This is a genomic window from Shewanella mytili, from assembly GCF_046765975.1.
Lineage (GTDB): Bacteria > Pseudomonadota > Gammaproteobacteria > Enterobacterales > Shewanellaceae > Shewanella > Shewanella mytili.
The window spans coordinates 37,761-55,992 of the sequence record NZ_JBKOUD010000007.1 but is presented as its reverse complement, the minus strand read 5'-3'; the positions used below and the strand labels follow the sequence as shown (position 1 = coordinate 55,992).

The 18,232-nt window shown below is 52.2% G+C and carries 12 protein-coding genes; 6 read left to right on the top strand and 6 right to left on the bottom strand.

Features of this window, described 5'->3' with window-relative positions; genetic code table 11:
• Positions 1 to 149: 149 nt before the first annotated feature.
• Complete coding sequence (locus ACIDEJ_RS08600; protein WP_411987664.1) at positions 150 to 3,578, top strand: hybrid sensor histidine kinase/response regulator; 3,429 nt, start codon at positions 150 to 152, stop codon at positions 3,576 to 3,578.
• Here the strand turns inward: ACIDEJ_RS08600 and ACIDEJ_RS08595 are convergent.
• Complete coding sequence (locus ACIDEJ_RS08595) at positions 3,565 to 4,218, bottom strand: phosphatase PAP2 family protein (protein ID WP_411987663.1); 654 nt, start codon at positions 4,216 to 4,218, stop codon at positions 3,565 to 3,567. The genes ACIDEJ_RS08600 and ACIDEJ_RS08595 overlap by 14 nt on opposite strands.
• A gap of 391 nt (positions 4,219 to 4,609) precedes the next feature.
• Here ACIDEJ_RS08595 and ACIDEJ_RS08590 point away from each other — a divergent pair, with 391 nt between their 5' ends.
• Positions 4,610 to 6,862: an EAL domain-containing protein gene (locus tag ACIDEJ_RS08590; RefSeq protein ID WP_411987662.1), complete on the top strand. Its 2,253-nt coding sequence runs from the start codon at positions 4,610 to 4,612 to the stop codon at positions 6,860 to 6,862.
• Complete coding sequence (locus tag ACIDEJ_RS08585) at positions 6,859 to 8,757, top strand: sensor histidine kinase (RefSeq protein ID WP_411987661.1); 1,899 nt, start codon at positions 6,859 to 6,861, stop codon at positions 8,755 to 8,757. Before ACIDEJ_RS08590 ends, ACIDEJ_RS08585 begins: the two co-directional genes overlap by 4 nt.
• Before the next feature lie 111 nt (positions 8,758 to 8,868).
• Here ACIDEJ_RS08585 and ACIDEJ_RS08580 read toward each other — a convergent pair whose 3' ends face one another.
• Positions 8,869 to 9,774, bottom strand: a complete 906-nt coding sequence (locus tag ACIDEJ_RS08580; RefSeq protein ID WP_411987660.1) for a LysR substrate-binding domain-containing protein — start codon at positions 9,772 to 9,774, stop codon at positions 8,869 to 8,871.
• A gap of 114 nt (positions 9,775 to 9,888) precedes the next feature.
• On the opposite strand from ACIDEJ_RS08580, the gene ACIDEJ_RS08575 reads away from it, so the two are divergent.
• Together ACIDEJ_RS08575 and fghA are read left to right on the top strand one after the other, a co-directional pair.
• Entirely contained in the window at positions 9,889 to 11,013 is a 1,125-nt protein-coding gene (locus ACIDEJ_RS08575; protein ID WP_411987659.1) for an S-(hydroxymethyl)glutathione dehydrogenase/class III alcohol dehydrogenase, read from the top strand.
• Positions 11,014 to 11,024: 11 nt separating this feature from the next.
• Positions 11,025 to 11,882 carry an S-formylglutathione hydrolase gene (fghA, locus tag ACIDEJ_RS08570; protein ID WP_411987658.1) on the top strand — a complete coding sequence of 286 codons (858 nt, stop codon included), beginning with the start codon at positions 11,025 to 11,027 and terminating at the stop codon, positions 11,880 to 11,882.
• Between the two features lie 148 nt (positions 11,883 to 12,030).
• Here fghA and ACIDEJ_RS08565 read toward each other — a convergent pair whose 3' ends face one another.
• The 4 genes from ACIDEJ_RS08565 to ppsR all read right to left on the bottom strand — a co-directional run bounded on the left by ACIDEJ_RS08565 (position 12,031) and on the right by ppsR (position 15,689).
• A complete protein-coding gene (locus ACIDEJ_RS08565) occupies positions 12,031 to 12,693 on the bottom strand; it encodes a response regulator transcription factor (protein ID WP_411987657.1) in 663 nt (220 codons plus the stop codon).
• Between the two features lie 162 nt (positions 12,694 to 12,855).
• Positions 12,856 to 13,260 (bottom strand): acyl-CoA thioesterase, encoded by a 405-nt coding sequence (locus ACIDEJ_RS08560; protein ID WP_411987758.1) that lies wholly within the window; start codon positions 13,258 to 13,260, stop codon positions 12,856 to 12,858.
• A 371-nt stretch (positions 13,261 to 13,631) separates the two neighbouring features.
• Positions 13,632 to 14,696, bottom strand: coding sequence for a 3-deoxy-7-phosphoheptulonate synthase (locus tag ACIDEJ_RS08555; protein WP_411987656.1), 1,065 nt, complete (start codon positions 14,694 to 14,696; stop codon positions 13,632 to 13,634).
• Between the two features lie 180 nt (positions 14,697 to 14,876).
• A complete protein-coding gene (ppsR, locus tag ACIDEJ_RS08550; protein ID WP_411987655.1) occupies positions 14,877 to 15,689 on the bottom strand; it encodes a posphoenolpyruvate synthetase regulatory kinase/phosphorylase PpsR in 813 nt (270 codons plus the stop codon).
• Positions 15,690 to 15,812: 123 nt separating this feature from the next.
• On the opposite strand from ppsR, the gene ppsA reads away from it, so the two are divergent.
• The gene (gene ppsA / locus ACIDEJ_RS08545; RefSeq protein ID WP_411987654.1) at positions 15,813 to 18,182 is read left to right on the top strand and encodes a phosphoenolpyruvate synthase; all 2,370 of its coding nucleotides are present in this window, start codon (positions 15,813 to 15,815) and stop codon (positions 18,180 to 18,182) included.
• Positions 18,183 to 18,232 lie beyond the last annotated feature (50 nt).

The following is an 18,232-nucleotide window of genomic DNA, read 5'->3' as shown; positions in this document are numbered from 1 at the left end:
CGCACAATGATCATGTTCAGCGGCTGAAACCGTGCGTGTAAACATAAAGTAAACAGCAGGTTGTTACAGCCTTGGTGTTTTGGAACGACTGGGGTAGGCTAGTACGGACTGAGGACAGTGAGGTCTGCAGGGCAGTAAGAGAATTACCAATGAATCTGACAATGTTCGTGGCCATTATCGCCATCTGTTATGTGTGTTTGTTATGCCTGCTGGCATGGGGTGCTGAGCGTTGGTTCGGTAATTTGACCAAAAAACTGCATAACTGGATTTATGCCCTGAGTTTGGCGGTTTACTGCTCTTCCTGGAGTTTTCTTGGCATGGTGGGCCAGTCGGCGCAGGATTTCTGGTCATTTTTGCCCATTTTTTTGGGGCCGATTCTGGTGTTTTTGCTGGGATTCAGCTTACTGCGCAAAATGGTCATTGTCTCCAAGGAGCAAAACATCACCTCGGTGGCGGATTTCATAGCGGCCCGTTATGGCAAATCCCAGCCGCTGGCGGTGATTGTGACCCTGATTGCCCTGTTCGGCATATTGCCCTATATCGCGTTACAACTTAAGGCCATGGTATATGGGCTTAATTTGTTTCAGGCCAAGGATGCGGCCTTTGACGGCACCTGGCTGGCGTTGCTGATCAGTGTTTGGCTGGCGTTTTTTGCCATATTGTTTGGCACCCGCAAACTGGATGCTACCGAACACAATCCCGGCATGATGCTGGCAATCGCCTTTGAATCCCTGATTAAGCTTTCCGCCTTTTTGATTATTGGCGTGGTGGTGGTTTTCGGGGTGTTTGGTGGCTTTGGCGACTTATGGCAGCAGGCCAGTGATGCCGGCGTTCTTCGCGAACCCAATATGCGCCTGGAATATGTGGTGCCGGAATTACTGGTCACCATGGCGGCATTTTTGTGTATGCCGCGGCAGTTCCACGTGATGGTGGTGGAAGCCCATGGTGATAAAAGCCTGAGGCGCGCCCGCTGGGTGTTCCCGCTGTATCTGGCATTGTTTGGTTTGTTTGTGGGGCCGATGGCACTGGCAGGCTCATTGCTGCTGGGGGATGCGGTGCCCGCCGACACCTATGTGATTAATCTGCCGTTATCCATGAATAACCACTGGCTGGCGGTGGTTGCCATGCTGGGCACCCTGTCGGCGGCCACCGGGATGGTGATTGTGGCGGTTGTCACCATTAGCGTGATGATTTCCAATGAATGGCTAGTGCCGGTGCTGCTCAGAACCGGGCAGATAAAACGCAGTAACTTCAGCCAGTTTTCCAATCAGCTGCTCTATGTGCGCCGCATCTCCATTATCTTGATTGTCTCTTTTGGCTACATCGCCTTTTTGTGCTTTGCCGATAATGAATCCTTGTCTCACATGGGCATGCTGGCTTTTGGCGCCTTTGCCCAGCTGTTGCCGGCACTGTTGGGCGGGCTTTACTGGAAACGGGGTAACCGGGCCGGGGTGTTTTTGGGGATGGCCATGGGCTTTGGGGTGTGGGGCATCTTGCTGTTCGGGCATGCTGCCGTGAGCGGTGACTTGTTCACGTCCGGGCTTTACGTGTTTACCAATGTGTCCCCCCAGGTGGTGGATATTCTCAGTGCCCTGGTGGTGAATTTCATCGGTTACATGCTGGGCTCTCTCTGGTTTCGCGCCGGGGTGGTGGAGCGCATTCAGGCCAGCGCCTTTGTCACTCCGGGTGAATTACGCAGCAGTGGCAATCGCCGCGGCGTGCAGATAAGCCAGCAGGATTTGCTGATCCTCGCCAGCCGTTTTGTCAGCCCCACCCGGGCGTATGAGAGTTTTTCACGTTTTTCGCCGGAAGCGGTGCGCAGCGACAGCTGGAACAAGTCGGCCTCAACGGCGCTTATCAACCATACCGAGCATATGCTGGCCGGGGTGTTGGGCGCTTCCAGTGCGGCGGTGGTGATGGACTCGGTACTGGAAGGGCGGGATTTGGCGCTGGATGAGGTGTTCAGTCTGGTGGATGACGCTTCATCGCAGGTGCTGCTCAGCCAGGACATGTTGCGGGCGGCCATTGAACATGCCAATGAAGGGATGAGCGTGGTGGACAAGGATCTTAACCTGGTGGCCTGGAATTATCGTTATGAGGAGCTTTACCGTTATCCGCAGGATTTTTTGCAGCCGGGAATGTCCATTGCCAAAGTGATAAGTTTTAATGCGGCCAGGGGATATTGCGGCATCGGCAGCATTGAGGAGCATGTGGAAAAACGCATGCGGCACATGCGTAATGGCTCCGCCCACATGTCTGAGCGCCAGCGCAAAGATGGCAAGGTCATTAAAATTCAGGGAAACCCCATGCCCGATGGCGGTTTTGTCATGACCTTTACCGACATCACCCAGTATCGGTTGCAGCAGCAGGCATTGCAGGAGTCCAATGAAAATCTGGAGGCCCGGGTGCGGGAGCGCACTTATGAATTGGTGCAGTTGAACAGCCAGTTGCTGGATGCCAAAGCCCATGAAGAGATGGCCAACGCCTCCAAAAGCCGGTTTTTGGCCGCAGTGGGGCATGACTTGATGCAACCCTTGAATGCCGCCCGCTTGTTTACCGCGTCGTTGAGCCAGCATCCCAATCTTGAGCAGGATGTGCGCATGACGCTAGAGCATATCAACAGCTCACTGAAAACCGCCGGGGAATTGCTGACTGACTTGCTGGACATCTCCCGGCTGGATTCCGGTAAGGTGGAGGTGAATCGGCGGGATTTTGCCATCTCCGAGATCCTGGGCGGGCTGGCGGTGGAATTTGACGCCATGTCCAAAGACAGCCAAATACACTTCTCGGCGGTTGCCTGTCACATGACGGTCAATTCCGACCCATCATTGTTGCGGCGCATCATCCAGAACTTTCTGACCAATGCCTTTCGTTATGCCAAAGGTGGGCGGGTGCTGCTGGGGTGTCGCCACCGGCCTGCGGGGCTGGAAATTCAGGTGCTGGATACCGGCTGCGGTATCGAGAGCAGCCAGTTGAATGAGATTTTTCACGAGTTCAAACGGCTGAACAATCCTCAAAGCAGAAGCGTGAACGGCCTAGGGCTGGGGCTGGCGATTGCCGATCGCATCGGCAAAGTGCTGCAGCATGACATCAAGGTTTCATCCATTCAAGGAAAAGGCTCTGTCTTCTCCATCGTGGTGCCCAGGGGCAACAGCCGCGCGGTGGTGAAGCCCCGTAGCATTTCCAATACCTTCCGCACCCTGACCGGGGTAAAAGTGCTTTGCATCGATAACGAGGAAAGCATTCTGGCAGGGCTGGAGAGCCTGTTGACCCGTTGGCAATGCGAGGTGGTGTGTGCCAGTGACATTAGCGATGCCCGCATCAAACTGGGGCTAAAAGGCATGGCGCCGGATATCGTATTGGCCGATTATCATCTGGACAATGATTGCAATGGTGTGGATGCCATGGATGCAATTCGTGCCTCATATGGCGAAAAACTGCCAGGCATCCTGATCACGGCCAACACCAACAAGGCACTGATAGAGGATGTGGAGCGGCGGGGATACCATTACATGCCGAAAATGATCAAGCCCGCAGCGTTGCGGGCGTTGATATCGGGATTGGTCAAACGCGCATAGCCTGACTGGCGGCCAATGGCGCTGCCAGCGCTTTTTGCTGCCAAGGGCGGTATGCCAGGCCATAGCCCAAGGTTGCCACCACCCAGCTGATCAGCAAGCTGCTCAAGTCATGACTCAGGAAATGCGCGCCGCGCAGTTCTTGGCAAAAGGCAAATACCCCCCCTAGCACCAAGGCAAAGGCTAACAACTGAAAACGCCGTTGCGGCAGTTGCTGACGGGCAAAATAATACAGTGCCACCCAGGCAAAACCGCCACTGCTATGTCCCCCGGGGAAACATTGGCCCAGGGAGAGCGGCGAAAACAGGCTGTCAGGGAAGGGCACCCAAGGTTTATTGCCGCCAAACTGCAGCAGATCCCATGGGCAACTGACATTGCTATATTCCTTGGCAAAACGCACCAGCAAAATTGACAGGGCCACATTCACAAACAGCAGTAACAGATCCTTACGCCAGTGTGCCAGCGAGGGCTTGCTGAAACTGGCGATAATGGCACAAAGCAAGATAAGCGCCAGCAGGGTGACCAGATGCCGACCGCCATTGTGCAGCACCTCTTCAAAAAAGAAATTGTGCCGTAATGACCAAGTGGTGGCGTTACTTTCCCACTGAAAAATCCACTGTGTCAGTTGCAGGTCTATCTTCAATAGATGCAACACCATCAACAACAGTAAACCGGCAAGCGTCGGTAGTAACAGATGCCGATACAACCAATGATGAAAAGACAGCGTGTATGAAGGCATAATTGATATACAAGTTAACCATTTGACGCTGCAAAGTATTGCGGTTGTAACTTAACAATCGCTTAAGGGAGGCAAAACCCCAAAAAATGATAAGGACATCACCGGTGGCCACATCCCGGGAACATGGCAAGATGCGACAATTTTTTTAATGAAATGAGTAACAAAACGATATTTATACTGGCTGATGGCAGGTTTTTGACTATGGTTAATTTAACTCCCCATTAATTGCCCACAGGGGCTGGCAGGACCATTTTTTGACTGCCATGTGCCTGCAAGGATGTTCAGGAAACCTATCATGGAAGAAGAACTGTTTCTGTTTGCCCCTGATGAAACGCCCCCTAAAAGTGATGGGCAACTCCCCCCCTGGAAAGTCTTGAGTGTGGAAGATGACGCCACCTATCAGGCGAGCCTGTCCCATGCCTTGAACGGTTACATGGTGAAAAGCCGTCCCATTGAAATGCTCACCGCTCCCAGTGCCACCGCCGCGGCAGAATTGCTGGCCACCGAAGATGATTTGAGCGTGGTGCTGCTGGATGTGGTGATGGAAGATGATGATGCCGGTTTGCGCCTGATTGACACCATTCGCCAAGTGCTGGGTGATAACGCGTTACGCATTGTCTTGCTGACCGGCCAGCCGGGAATGGCCCCGTTTAATGACGTGATGAAACGTTACGATATTGACGAATACTGGAACAAGGCGGATCTCTCCTCTGAAAAACTGCGAACCGTCGTGGCATCCAACATCCGTACCTGGAATGCCTACAACGAACTGGACAAGGCGCGCCGAGGGCTGAATCTGCTGGTGGAAGCCTCCAAACAACTGTCTCGCGTTACCAATATCGAAGATTTCTGCCGGATATTGTTGAATGAAATCGGCCAGTTGATTGGGATGACCCGCGGCGGCATTATTTGTGCTCGTAGCGGCAATGACGCATCACTGGACGACTTGCAGATTGTCAGCAGTGCCGGGGTGTTTGCGCTGGATAACCATGATGGCGCCCCCATGCTGAAGCAATTTCCAGATGAACTGCAAACACTGCTAAAACCATTACTTACCCGGGCCATTACGGATAAGCAGCACCATTTTTCGGATCGTTTCAGTGTGCTGTATTTCGACACCGACAAGAACAAGGCCCATCGTTATATCATCATCGTGGAGTCGGAAGCGCCCTTAAGCCAATATCATATCAATCTGCTGCAGGTCTTCAGTGAAAACGTGCATAACGGGTTTAATAACATCGTGTTGTGCAATCGTTTGTCCGAGCTGGCTTACTTTGATCCCCAGTTGCATATTCCCAACCGGGCCTGGCTGACGCGCCACCTGGACAATCTGCCCGCCAGTGAGCGCTATCACAGCGTGCTGGTGGCGCTTAACATCAAAGAGTTCGAAGAGTTGGTCTTGAGTGTGGCAAGTCCGTTTCTTGATGGTTTTTTGCAGCAATTTCATCGCAAATTGCAACAAAGGTTCAGGTCGCAGCGGGTGATTGCCAGAGTCAGTGGCAGCTGCTTCATTGTGTTGCTTGACAGTGCGGATTTGCCGTCAACGTCCATGATGGCCCGGCTTAACCATTTCAAGATAGTCACCGATAACATCCAGCTGCATGCCGAGGTTAACGTTGCGCTGATGCCGTTATGCGAACTCACGGCCATCAGCGGCCGGGAGTTGTTGCACATGATGGACTCCACCTTGTTGCAATCGCAGCGGGAGCACCAATTGCTGACCCACTACCACCCTCAATATCTCAGTAGCATCCTGGAGCGCCATCAACTGATGCAAGGGTTGAACAACGCCATTGAGCAAGGGCGTTTGGTGTTGATGTTTCAGCCAAAGGTGAGGCTCAGTGACGGCCAAGTGGTGGGATTGGAAGCGCTGGCCCGCTGGCGGGAAACCGATGGCAGTTACATTTCCCCGGCTAAATTTGTGCCGGTGGCAGAGATGTCAGGGCTTATCAACAAACTGGACCTGCATGTGCTGCACCTGACGGTGAGTGCTATCAAGCAGTTGCTGAAGGCCGGATTCCCCATGCCCATCTCCTTTAATGTGACCAGCAGCGATTTGGACGATCTTTTCTTCATGGATGAACTGGATAGCATCTGCAGCAAGGAGCCGCAGCTGCTGCAGTGGCTGGAAATCGAAATTACCGAATCGCAAACCATGCAGGATTACCAACATGTAAAACCCTTGCTGCAAAACCTGATTAACAAGGGGATTAAGGTGAGCATTGATGATTTTGGCACCGGCTACTCATCGTTGCAGCACGTGACCAAATTGTCGGCGACCCATTTGAAAATCGATAAAAGCTTTATTGATGCCTTGGCTGAAGAGTGGGGCGGCGAGCCCATTGTGGATTTGGTGGTGCGGCTTGGCAAACGCTTTCATTATGCCGTCATTGCCGAGGGCATTGAAAACGCCAGTCAGGTGCAAGCCCTGAAAGCCTTGGGCTGTGAATTCGGCCAGGGATATTGGTTTGCCAAACCTATGGAGTTACCGGCATTACTGACCTATCTTACTCATATCACTAAAGGCACTGATGGACACCAGAAATGAACAGTACGGCAGCCCTAACCAAGTTACGTGTTAAAAGCGTATTTGTCAGTGCAATCGTGCTGGTGTTGGCGCTCCTTTCGGGGATAACCATTTACCATCTGCAGATGTCCGATAAAAACCGCGCGCTGGTTTCTGCCCATAGTGAGGTGCTGAACCATGCCAGTTTGCTGCTGTATCAGGAGCTGGCGGAGCTGGAAGACGTGATGCGCCTTATCAGTAGCAACGGGCTTTTCATGGACAGTCTGCGCAAGGACACGCCGGTTAATCCGGCTGTGGTTGCCGATGTATTCGTGCGATACGGCAAGGTGATTAACGACATTTTACAGCTGCGCTGGCTGGATGACAGCGGCATGGAGCGGGTCAGGGTGAAGGTGCAGGCCGGGCGTCCATTCATTGTGCCGGCCGAAGAGCTGCAACCCAAAGCTAATCGCTACTACTTTGTGGAAGGCATGAAGGTTGCACCGCCCCAGCAATACATTTCGCCGCTGGATCTTAACATTGAGCACCAGCGGGTGGTGGTGCCCTTTGAACCGACCATCCGCATTTCCATGCGTACCGGCGGGCAGGATGGGCTACGCAGTGGCTTGCTGATCATCAATTACAACCTGGGGCCGGTGCTGGAAAAAATAGGCCAGCTCAGCCAGGAGGATGCCCAACTGCAACTCAGCAATGCCGGCGGCTACTGGATTGTGCATCCGGATGAGGATATGTGTTGGGGGCAAGATCTGCAGCAACCGCAGTTGAATCTGGCACAACAATTACCGGGCATGTGGGCGTTATTACAGCATAACCGCAGTTTGGTCGGGCAGATGCACAAGGGGCAGCTGTTCAGTTTTCAACATATTCCCATCAGTCAGTCCGGTGGTGTGGTGCCCGCCCGGGAGTTTGCCTTGCTGGCCACCACACCGGCAGCCATGATGTCTGCCATACAACGCGATGCCGTGATCCCCGCGGCCGTAGTGGCCATGGTGATTGTACTGCTGGGCAGCGCTTTTGTGATCCGGGATTACCAGTCTCGTTCCAGCTTGCTGGTAATGGCGGGGCGTTTGCAACAGGAAATGGCTGAATTACAACGGGTGAACCGTTTGCTGGATAATACCCTCAAGCAGCAACAGATGTTAAAAAATGATTTGGCGGAGTCCAAGCGTCTGTCATCCCTTGGTATGATGGTGGCCGGCATATCCCATGAGCTCAATACCCCCATCGGCGGTGCCCAGCTGGCGGTCAGTGATGTTAGCGCTCAACTGGGGCAATTGCAGTCGGCCATGGACAAAGGACTGACCAAAGGGGCCATGACACAGTTCTTACAGCATTCCGCAACCGGACTGCAGCTGGCGGAGAAAAACCTCACCCAGGCAAATATCATCATTAAAAGTTTCCGGCGTTTGACATTGGCCCGGGCTGCCGATGAGATCCAGCAATGCATCGTCAGTGAAATAGTGACAGACCTGTTCAACGGGCTCACGCCCCTGTTCAAGAAGCGCGGCATTCGGTTAATTAATAATATCGACCCGCAGCTGCGCCTGTGGTCACAGGCGGGTATTTTATCTCAGGTGCTACAAAACCTGTTGCTCAATGCGGTGGAGCATGCGTTTGATGAGAGCACCCTTAACGGCTCCGTGACCATCTCGGCTCAACAGACGGGCGATTTCGTGGAGCTGATGGTGACCGATAACGGCAAGGGGGTTAAGGCGGAACTGCGGGAACATATTTTTGATCCCTTCGTGACCAGCAATCGGGCCAAACAGCATACTGGCCTTGGGTTGCACCTGGTGCATCAATGGGTAACCCAATGCCTGATGGGGCAGATTTACCTGGCAAGCGGCCAGCATGGTGCTACCTTTGTGTTGCGTTTGCCCAAAGGCAGCGCGCCTGCATCGTCTCTGGACAGTTAAGTTCAATAATTTCCGGCCCATAAAAAGAGGCGGTTTTAAGCAAATAATGGGATGGATGACGGGAAAACAAGCGGTGGCAATGGATGACTTGACCTCGCCATTCAATTGCCCCTAGTCGGTGGCGTCGGGGTTTGCCACGGCAGGTTTGCTGCTTAGCCGTTGTTGTAACCAGTCAAGTAACAGGCTGACCTTGGGGGATAGATGACGGTTTTGCGGGTAAATTCCCCACACCCCTTCAGGTGCCGCGCGATAGGGCTCCAGTACCGCCACCAATGCGCCTTGGCGCAAGTCTTCTGCCACATAATAGTCCGGCAATTGCACGAGCCCCAGTCCTTTGCGGGCTGCATCCCGCAGGCCAATCCCCGAGTTGCATTGCAAACGGCCAGATACCCGCCAGGTGCGCTCCTGTCGCTGCTCGCTAAAGCGCCAGTAAGGGTGATTTCCCACCAAGCATTGGTGGTGTTGCAATTCAGACAAACTGTGAGGCACCCCATAGCGCGCCAAGTATTGCGGGCTGGCACACACATAATTACGCCGACAAGTGAGTTTGCGCGCCATCAAGGTGGAGTCATTCAGGTTGCCTAGGCGAATGGCCAAATCAAAACCGCCTTCAATTAAGTCCAGGGTTTTATTGGTCAATTCCAGCTCCAGTTGCAGCTGGCGATACTGCTGCAAAAAATCATTGAGCAGCGGCAGCACGAACAGTTCACCATAGGTGACCGGGGCGGTGAGCCGCAGTAATCCCTGGGGTTCCTGTTTCAGTCGCCCAAGGGCGCGTTCGGCTTCTTCAATACCATCCTGCAGGGCGCGGCAGTGGCGGTAATAAAGTAATCCCTCTTCACTGAGGGTGACTTTACGGGTGGTGCGGTAAAACAATTTGGTGGCAAGACGTTTTTCCAATGCGGTGATCTGGCGGCTTACCTGCGCTGTAGAGATGTTCAGCCGTGTTGCCGCTTGGGTAAAGCTCTGGCTCTCGGCCACAGCGATAAATTCACAAATCCCTTCCCATTGCTTCATTATTACATATTCGTAAAAGTCATTTGTCTGCTGGCTAGATTATCCCTGTATGCGAAATAAATACAATGGAAAGCTTAAGTAAAAGCGCAATCATATGTCACAAAGGAGCAAACCATGACCGCACAATTTATCAAATCCAGAGCCGCTGTTGCCTGGGGGCCAGGCCAGCCGCTGACCATGGAAGACGTGGATGTGATGTTACCCAAAGCCGGGGAGGTGCTGGTGCGCATTGTGGCCAGCGGGGTATGTCATACCGATGCCTTTACCCTGAGCGGTGACGATCCTGAAGGGGTGTTCCCGGCGATTCTGGGGCATGAAGGCGGCGGCGTTGTGGAGATGATTGGCGACGGCGTAACCAGTGTGGCGGTGGGGGATCATGTCATTCCGCTTTATACCGCAGAATGCGGTGAATGCAAATTCTGTAAATCCGGTAAAACCAATCTGTGCCAGGCGGTACGAGAAACCCAAGGCAAAGGGCTGATGCCTGATGGCACGACCCGTTTTTATAAAGATGGCCAGCCCATTTACCACTATATGGGGTGTTCCACTTTTTCTGAATACACGGTATTGCCCGAGATTTCACTGGCCAAGGTCAACAAGACCGCACCGTTGGAAGAGATCTGTTTGCTGGGGTGTGGCGTGACCACAGGCATGGGTGCCGTGATGAATACCGCCAAAGTGGAAGCCGGTGCCACCGTTGCCATTTTTGGCCTTGGCGGCATTGGGTTGTCGGCCATTATCGGCGCCACCATGGCCAATGCCGGGCGCATCATCGGCATTGACATCAACGAAAGCAAGTTTGCCTTGGCCAAAAAGCTGGGGGCCACTGATTGCATCAACCCCAAGGATTACGACAAACCCATACAACAGGTGATTGTGGATCTCACCGACGGCGGCGTGGACTACTCCTTTGAGTGCATTGGCAATGTGAATGTAATGCGCTCGGCGCTGGAATGTTGCCATAAAGGGTGGGGCGAATCGGTGATTATTGGTGTGGCGGGGGCCGGACAGGAAATCTCCACTCGTCCGTTCCAGTTGGTCACTGGCCGGGTGTGGCGCGGCTCGGCCTTTGGCGGCGTGAAAGGCCGCTCCGAGTTGCCGGGCATTGTGGAGCGTTATCTTGCCGGAGAGTTCAAACTGGATGACTTTATTACCCATACCATGCCACTGGAGCGGATTAATGATGCCTTTACATTGATGCATGAAGGCAAGAGCATCCGCAGCGTCATTCATTATTGAGCGGAGGCTTCATGCTGGAACATATCAGTAGCAATAAGGTATTTGACGGTTGGCATAAACAGTATGAGCATTATTCTGCCGTGCTCAAGTGCAACATGCGCTTTGCCATTTACCTGCCACCGCAGGCAGTGGTTAACCGTGTGCCGGTGCTTTACTGGTTATCGGGGCTAACCTGCAGTGATGAGAATTTCATGCAAAAGGCCGGAGCGCAGCGCATTGCCGCGGTATTGGGCATGGCCATTGTCTGCCCGGATACCAGCCCAAGGGGCGATGGGGTAGCCGATGCGCCGGATGGGGCGTATGACCTGGGGCTGGGCGCCGGGTTTTACCTTAATGCCACCCAGGCACCATGGCACAAGCATTATCAAATGCATGATTATGTGGCATCCGAGTTGCCGGCATTGGTGGAGCAGCATTTTCCCGTTAACGGTCAACGGGCCATTGCCGGGCACTCCATGGGCGGACACGGCGCGTTAACCATTGCCCTGAAACATCCTGGGCGTTACGTCAGCGCCAGTGCTTTTGCCCCCATTTGCCACCCGATGGCATGTCCATGGGGCCAAAAAGCGTTTGCCGCTTATCTGGGCGATGACCGTGACAGTTGGAAACAATACGATGCGGTTGAGCTTTTAAACGCGGGAGCACCGGCGTTGCCATTGAAAGTCGATCAGGGCGATGACGATCCGTTTCTGGCGGAGCAACTGTTGCCGGAAACCCTGGTGATGGCGGCGCAAAATGCAGCGGTAGCGCTCGATTACCAGCTGCATGCCGGTTATGACCACAGCTATTATTTTATTGCCAGCTTTATTGAATCCCATCTGCGTTTTCACGCCAAGCATTTACAGCTTATGGATGAAAAACATAGATGAATCAAGACACTGCGTGCGCCTTTGCTGGTGAATGCGGCCGGTGATGCCGCTACGTGTTACCACGGGCAATTTGCTACGTCTGTAAATTAAAGCCAAATAAAAAGGCAGCGCAAGCTGCCTTTTTATTTGGCTAATAGCCTGATGCCCATCAAAGCTCGTTTTTTTCCATGCCCAGTTGCTGCAAGGCAATCACTGCTTGCGTACGGTTACGTACGCCAAGTTTACGGAAAATCGCCGTGGCGTGTGCTTTGATGGTGGCTTCCGAGACACCGAGATCATAAGCAATCTGTTTGTTGAGCAGGCCTTCGGCAAACATCTGTAATACCCGATACTGCTGTGGCGTCAGTTCTGACAACTTCCCGGCCATTTTGTCGGTGTTATCTTCGTCATTGATTTCCTGCAACTCCACGCCGTCAGGTAACCAAACATCCCCTTTCATCACATCGCCAATGGCGTTGGTAAAGGTTTCCATTGAGGCGGATTTGGGAATGAATCCAGCACTGCCATAATGCAGGGCCCGGCTGATTGTCATGTTATCTTCATGGGCTGAAATGATAATCACCGGGAGCTCTGGATAGTGGGCACGCAGATGCAGCAGTGTGGAATAGCCGTGGGAACCCGGCATCTGCAAATCCAGCAAGACCAAGTCGTAATTGGGTTGAGGCGCATCCAGCAACTGTTGCAGGGCATCCGCACTGTCGGCTTCAAACCATTGGGTATTGTTGAAGCAGGGCATCAGCGCCTGGCGCAAGGCATTACGGAACAGCGGGTGATCATCGGCAATAATAATATTGAGATTTTCTGGCTTCATGGCCGTTCTTCTTCAGTGTACGCACATGTAAGTGCATACACTGTAACAGAAATTGCGGCTTAGATCCTATTGCTTTATCAAGTTGTGACGATTTTATAACACAATGGGGCGTACACCATAATGTGACGCCCATCTACAAAAAATTGTCATGGTAGCCGGATATCAGCTCAAGTCATCCTGGCTCAGTGTAAACAGATCATCGGTGAGCACTTGGGTGGGTTTTTGTGCCTCATCAACAGCCACCATGGTGAATACGCCACGAATTGCATGTTCCCGTAAATCCTTATCCATGGATTCAATAAAGATGTTCACTTCCACCTTTAACGAGGTGTTACCCACATGAATGACTGTCGCAATCAATTCTGCCATGGTGCCGGCAGGAATGGGCTTTTTGAAATCAATACGATCAGAGCTGACGGTGACAATGGTTTTCCGGCAAAAGCGGGTGGCGGCAATAAAGGCGGTTTCATCCATCCAGGCCAAGGCTTCACCGCCAAACAGGGTGTTGTGGTGATTGGTGATGCTGGGGAATACCACTTTGACGACCCGGGATTCGGAACGTTGCATTCGTTGGCAAATGATGTGTTGTTGGGCATTGTTGATGCCCCTTGCTGACAAATTGGTTTGCAGGGCACCCGGTGACGTGTCTGGCATGATAAAACTCCTTAACAATTTGCGGAGCATTATACTAAAGTCTAATAAATATCAGTAGATATGTTTAAAACGTTGAATTATCAGTCTTTTAACTGTTTTTTGTGTGTGAAAGTGTGGTTCAGCCCTGTCACCAAGGGCGTGGAGACGAGGGAAGGGATGAGGCTTGCTGCAGAGGCAAACCTTGTGTTGGCACGGGAATGGTGTGCCAGGCGGGCACAGATGCATGCCAGCGGCATGGCTTGCATTAAAAAGCCCGGATAAACCGGGCTTAAAAGTATGTTAGCTCAGTCGTTAAGCTTTAGGCGTCGGGCCTTTGCCGCGTCAGCCAGTGCGAAAATCAGTTTTTCCGAGTCTTCCCAGTTAAGGCAGGCATCGGTAATGCTTTTGCCATATACCAGTGCTTGTCCCGGGATCACCTGCTGATTGCCTTCCTCAATGAAACTCTCCGCCATGATGCCGGCAATGGCGCGGGAGCCGGCGCGTAGCTGAGACATGATGTCATCTGCCACCTGCAGTTGTTTCTGGTGTTGCTTTTGACTGTTGCCATGGCTGAAGTCAATGACAACACCTGAGCGGATCCCCACGGCTTCCAGTTGCGCTTTTGCTTGTGCAACGTGGGCTTCACTGTAATTGGGGCTTGTGCCGCCGCGCAAAATCAGATGACCGAAGGGGTTGCCATGGGTGCGGTAAACCGACATGAAGCCGTCTTTGTCCGGAGAATAAAAGATGTGCTGTACCCGGGCCGCCCGCACGGCATCCACGGCGATTTTGACATTACCGTCAGTACCGTTTTTAAAGCCCACCGGGCACGACAGTGCCGATGCCATTTCCCGATGGATTTGGCTTTCGGTGGTACGGGCACCAATGGCGCCCCAGGTGATGAGATCGGCAATATACTGGCCGTTGACCATATCCAGGAACTCAGTGGCAATGGGCAGTTTCAGTTCTGTTATCTGTTGCAGCAGTTGCCGCGCCATGCGCAGGCCCTTGTTGGGGCTGAAACTGCCATCCAGATCCGGATCGGAAATCAGGCCTTTCCAGCCCACAATGGTGCGGGGTTTTTCAAAATACACCCGCATCAGAATGCACAGGTCATCTTTCAACTCATGATGCAATTTTGCCAGGCGCTTGGCGTAATCCATGGCCGCTTGTGGATCATGAATGGAGCAGGGGCCGATAATCACCAACAAACGGGGATCTTCGCCTTCGATAATGGCGGCCACTTCGTCCCGTTGCTGCACCAGGTAGTCGGCAGCTTCCTGCGTCAGCGGGTACTCAGATGAAAGCTGGGCCGGTGAGATTACTTTACATAATAATGAGGAACGTAATTCGTCTGTTTTAATGGTCATTCATACTACCGGAACACAAAAAGGTAATGCTAATAAGCTGATATGCACGGAATTATAACCCATCATGCATCTTGGCAAAGCATAATGACAGACAAATCGTGTGCTGTAACCCCATAACGGGAAGAAATAGGCGATTTAGCGGTTTTCTGCTGGGAAGTGAGACTAAATCGCCACAGACAACTAAAACATGTGGCGTTCCAATCCAATGGTATCCAGCACTTTGGTGGCAATCTCCTCTACCGATTTGTGGGTTGTGTCAATGTAGGGGATTTTCTCTTTTTTGAAGAGCATCTCCACTTCTTTTACTTCAATGCGGCATTGGCGCATTGACGCATAACGGCTGTTTTCCAAGCGACTTTCGCGGATTTCGTGCAAACGCGCCGGGTCTATGGTCAAGCCGAACAGTTTGTGTTTGTTGCGTTTCAACACTTCTGGCAGTTTCAGGTTATCCATGTCTTCCTGAATGAACGGATAGTTGGCGGCTTTCACGCCAAATTGCATGGACAGGTACAAGCTTGAGGGCGTTTTGCCGCAACGGGACACGCCCACCAGAATGATGTCGGCTTCATCCATGTGCTTGAGGGTTTGGCCGTCATCGTTTTCCATGGCAAAGTTGATGGCTTCAATACGGGCATCATAACTGGCATTTAACATGCTGTGGGTGCGGTGCATGCTGGGCATGGCTTGAACCCCCAGTTGTTGTTCCAAAGGGGCAACAAAGGTGTTAAGAAAATCATAATCCAGCCCTTCGCTGGAATAAATGATGTCCCGGATCTCTGATTTTACGATGGAATGAAATACCAAAGGACGCCGTCCTGTTGTAATAAAACTATCATTAATGAGCTTCTTTACGGCCTCAGCTTTAGCCGTAGTTTCCACAAATGGAATCGTAACTGAATCAAATTTAAGGGGAAATTGAGAAAGCACTGCATGACCGAACACCTCAGCCGTGATCGCTGTTCCGTCAGAAATATAATACACTTTTGGTGCCATACCTACCTCATGTAGTAATTAAATTACAAACAAAATTATACATTTACGCTCATTTCTGTGAAGTGTAAAATGCTTGAGCCCCAGTTTGAAGGGCCACTTAAATAAACTTGCGGAGATAGAACTGTGCAGCAATATGTACTCTGGTATCAGGAATTAGGCATGGATGATGTCAACAAGGTAGGCGGTAAGAACGCTTCCCTTGGTGAAATGATCAGTAACCTGGCCAACGCCGGTGTTCAGGTACCCGGCGGCTTTGCGACCACTTCCTATGCTTTTAATCAATTTCTCGAGCAAAGCGGAGTCAACCAAAAGATATATGACATTCTGGACACATTGGACGTTGATGATGTCAATGCATTGGCAAAAGTTGGTGCACAGATAAGACAATGGGTCATAGAAACACCCTTCCAGCCGGAACTGGAACAGGCGATTCGGGATGCCTATGAAAAATTAGCAGCAGAAACCACCGACGCTTCATTTGCCGTGCGCTCTTCAGCGACAGCAGAAGACATGCCGGATGCGTCTTTTGCCGGCCAGCAGGAAACGTTCCTGAACGTGAAAGGCTTTGATGCCGTATTGGTTGCCATTAAACATGTGTATGCATCACTGTTTAACGACCGCGCCATCTCCTACCGTGTACACCAGGGCTATGACCACCGTGGCGTGGCACTGTCAGCCGGTGTGCAGCGCATGGTACGCTCTGATAAAGCGGCCTCAGGCGTTATGTTTACCATTGATACCGAGTCAGGTAACGATGACGTGGTATTCGTGACTTCCGCATACGGTCTGGGTGAAATGGTGGTACAGGGTGCAGTTAACCCGGATGAATTTTACGTTCACAAACCAACCTTGACCGCTGGCCATCAGGCCGTGGTTCGCCGCAACATCGGCAGCAAGCTTATTCAGATGATTTACTCTGATGACCAGTCTCATGGTAAACAGGTTAAAATCGAAGATGTTGCCCAGGAAAAACGTCGTCAGTTCTCTATCACTGATGATGAAGTCATGGCCTTGGCCAAGCAGGCCTTGATCATTGAAAAGCATTATGGCCGTCCGATGGATATCGAATGGGCCAAAGACGGTAATGACGGCAAACTGTACATTGTACAGGCACGTCCTGAAACCGTGCGTTCTCGCGAAGATGTGCAGATCATTGAACGTTACCACTTGAAAACCCGTGGCGACGTGATTTGTGAAGGCCGCGCCATTGGTCATAAAGTGGGTGCCGGCGTAGCTAAAGTGCTGCACTCTCTGGACGAAATGGACAAAATCCAGCCCGGGGATGTATTGGTTACCGACATGACCGACCCTGACTGGGAACCCATCATGAAGCGCGCAAGCGCCATTGTCACCAACCGTGGTGGCCGTACTTGTCATGCCGCCATTATTGCCCGTGAACTGGGTGTGCCGGCGGTTGTGGGTTGTGGCGATGTGACCGACCGCATCAAGAACGGCGAAGAAGTCACCGTTTCATGTGCCGAAGGCGACACCGGCTACATCTACAAGGGCAAACTGGAATTTGACATGATTTCCAGCCGCGTGGATGCCATGCCAGAGCTGCCCATGAAGATCATGATGAACGTGGGTAACCCTGACCGCGCCTTTGACTTTGCCCGTCTGCCAAGCGCTGGTGTGGGTCTGGCCCGTCTGGAATTCATCATCAACCGCATGATTGGCATTCACCCCAAAGCATTGCTGGAATTTGATCAGCAGGACGATGCGCTCAAGGCAGAAATCGAAGAGATGATTGCCGGTTATGCATCACCTGTTGAATATTATGTGGCCCGTCTGGCCGAAGGTATTGCTTCCATTGCGGCAGCATTCCATCCGAAGAAAGTGATTGTGCGTATGTCTGACTTCAAGTCAAACGAATACGCTAACCTGATCGGTGGTGACATTTACGAACCCGATGAAGAAAACCCAATGTTGGGCTTCCGTGGCGCCAGCCGTTATGTGTCTGAATCTTTCCGGGATTGTTTTGCACTGGAATGTGATGCCATCAAGCGTGTGCGCAACGACATGGGACTGAAAAACGTGGAAGTGATGATCCCGTTTGTGCGTACCCTGGATGAAGGCCGCAAGGTTATCGAACTGCTCAAAGAGCAGGGACTTGAGCGCGGTAAAGACGGTTTGCGTGTCATCATGATGTGTGAAGTGCCATCCAACGCCATTTTGGCCGATCAGTTCCTGGAAATCTTCGATGGCTTCTCCATCGGCTCCAACGACCTGACCCAGCTGACACTTGGTCTGGACCGTGACTCAGGCATCATCAGCCATCTGTTTGATGAACGTAACGAAGCGGTGAAAGCGCTGCTGGCCATGGCCATCAAGGCGGCCAAGAAAAAAGGTGCTTACGTGGGGATTTGCGGTCAGGGTCCTTCCGACCATGCTGACTTTGCTGCCTGGTTGGTGGAACAGGGCATCGATACGGTTTCCCTTAACCCGGATACCGTGATTGACACCTGGTTGTACCTGGCGGAAGCCCAGGGTTAAGCAGTTCACAAATTCTTAACACCTTCAAAGAAGCCGCTTTTTAGCGGCTT

Excerpts from the sequence above, each read along its gene's own strand:
- ACIDEJ_RS08600 (WP_411987664.1), top strand. The coding sequence starts at position 150 with ATGAATCTGACAATGTTCGTGGCCATTATCGCCATCTGTTATGTGTGT.
- ACIDEJ_RS08590 (WP_411987662.1), top strand. The coding sequence starts at position 4,610 with ATGGAAGAAGAACTGTTTCTGTTTGCCCCTGATGAAACGCCCCCTAAA.
- ACIDEJ_RS08585 (WP_411987661.1), top strand. The coding sequence starts at position 6,859 with ATGAACAGTACGGCAGCCCTAACCAAGTTACGTGTTAAAAGCGTATTT.
- ACIDEJ_RS08580 (WP_411987660.1), bottom strand. The coding sequence starts at position 9,774 with ATGAAGCAATGGGAAGGGATTTGTGAATTTATCGCTGTGGCCGAGAGC.
- ACIDEJ_RS08575 (WP_411987659.1), top strand. The coding sequence starts at position 9,889 with ATGACCGCACAATTTATCAAATCCAGAGCCGCTGTTGCCTGGGGGCCA.
- fghA (WP_411987658.1), top strand. The coding sequence starts at position 11,025 with ATGCTGGAACATATCAGTAGCAATAAGGTATTTGACGGTTGGCATAAA.
- ACIDEJ_RS08565 (WP_411987657.1), bottom strand. The coding sequence starts at position 12,693 with ATGAAGCCAGAAAATCTCAATATTATTATTGCCGATGATCACCCGCTG.
- ACIDEJ_RS08560 (WP_411987758.1), bottom strand. The coding sequence starts at position 13,260 with ATGCAACGTTCCGAATCCCGGGTCGTCAAAGTGGTATTCCCCAGCATC.
- ACIDEJ_RS08555 (WP_411987656.1), bottom strand. The coding sequence starts at position 14,696 with ATGACCATTAAAACAGACGAATTACGTTCCTCATTATTATGTAAAGTA.
- ppsR (WP_411987655.1), bottom strand. The coding sequence starts at position 15,689 with ATGGCACCAAAAGTGTATTATATTTCTGACGGAACAGCGATCACGGCT.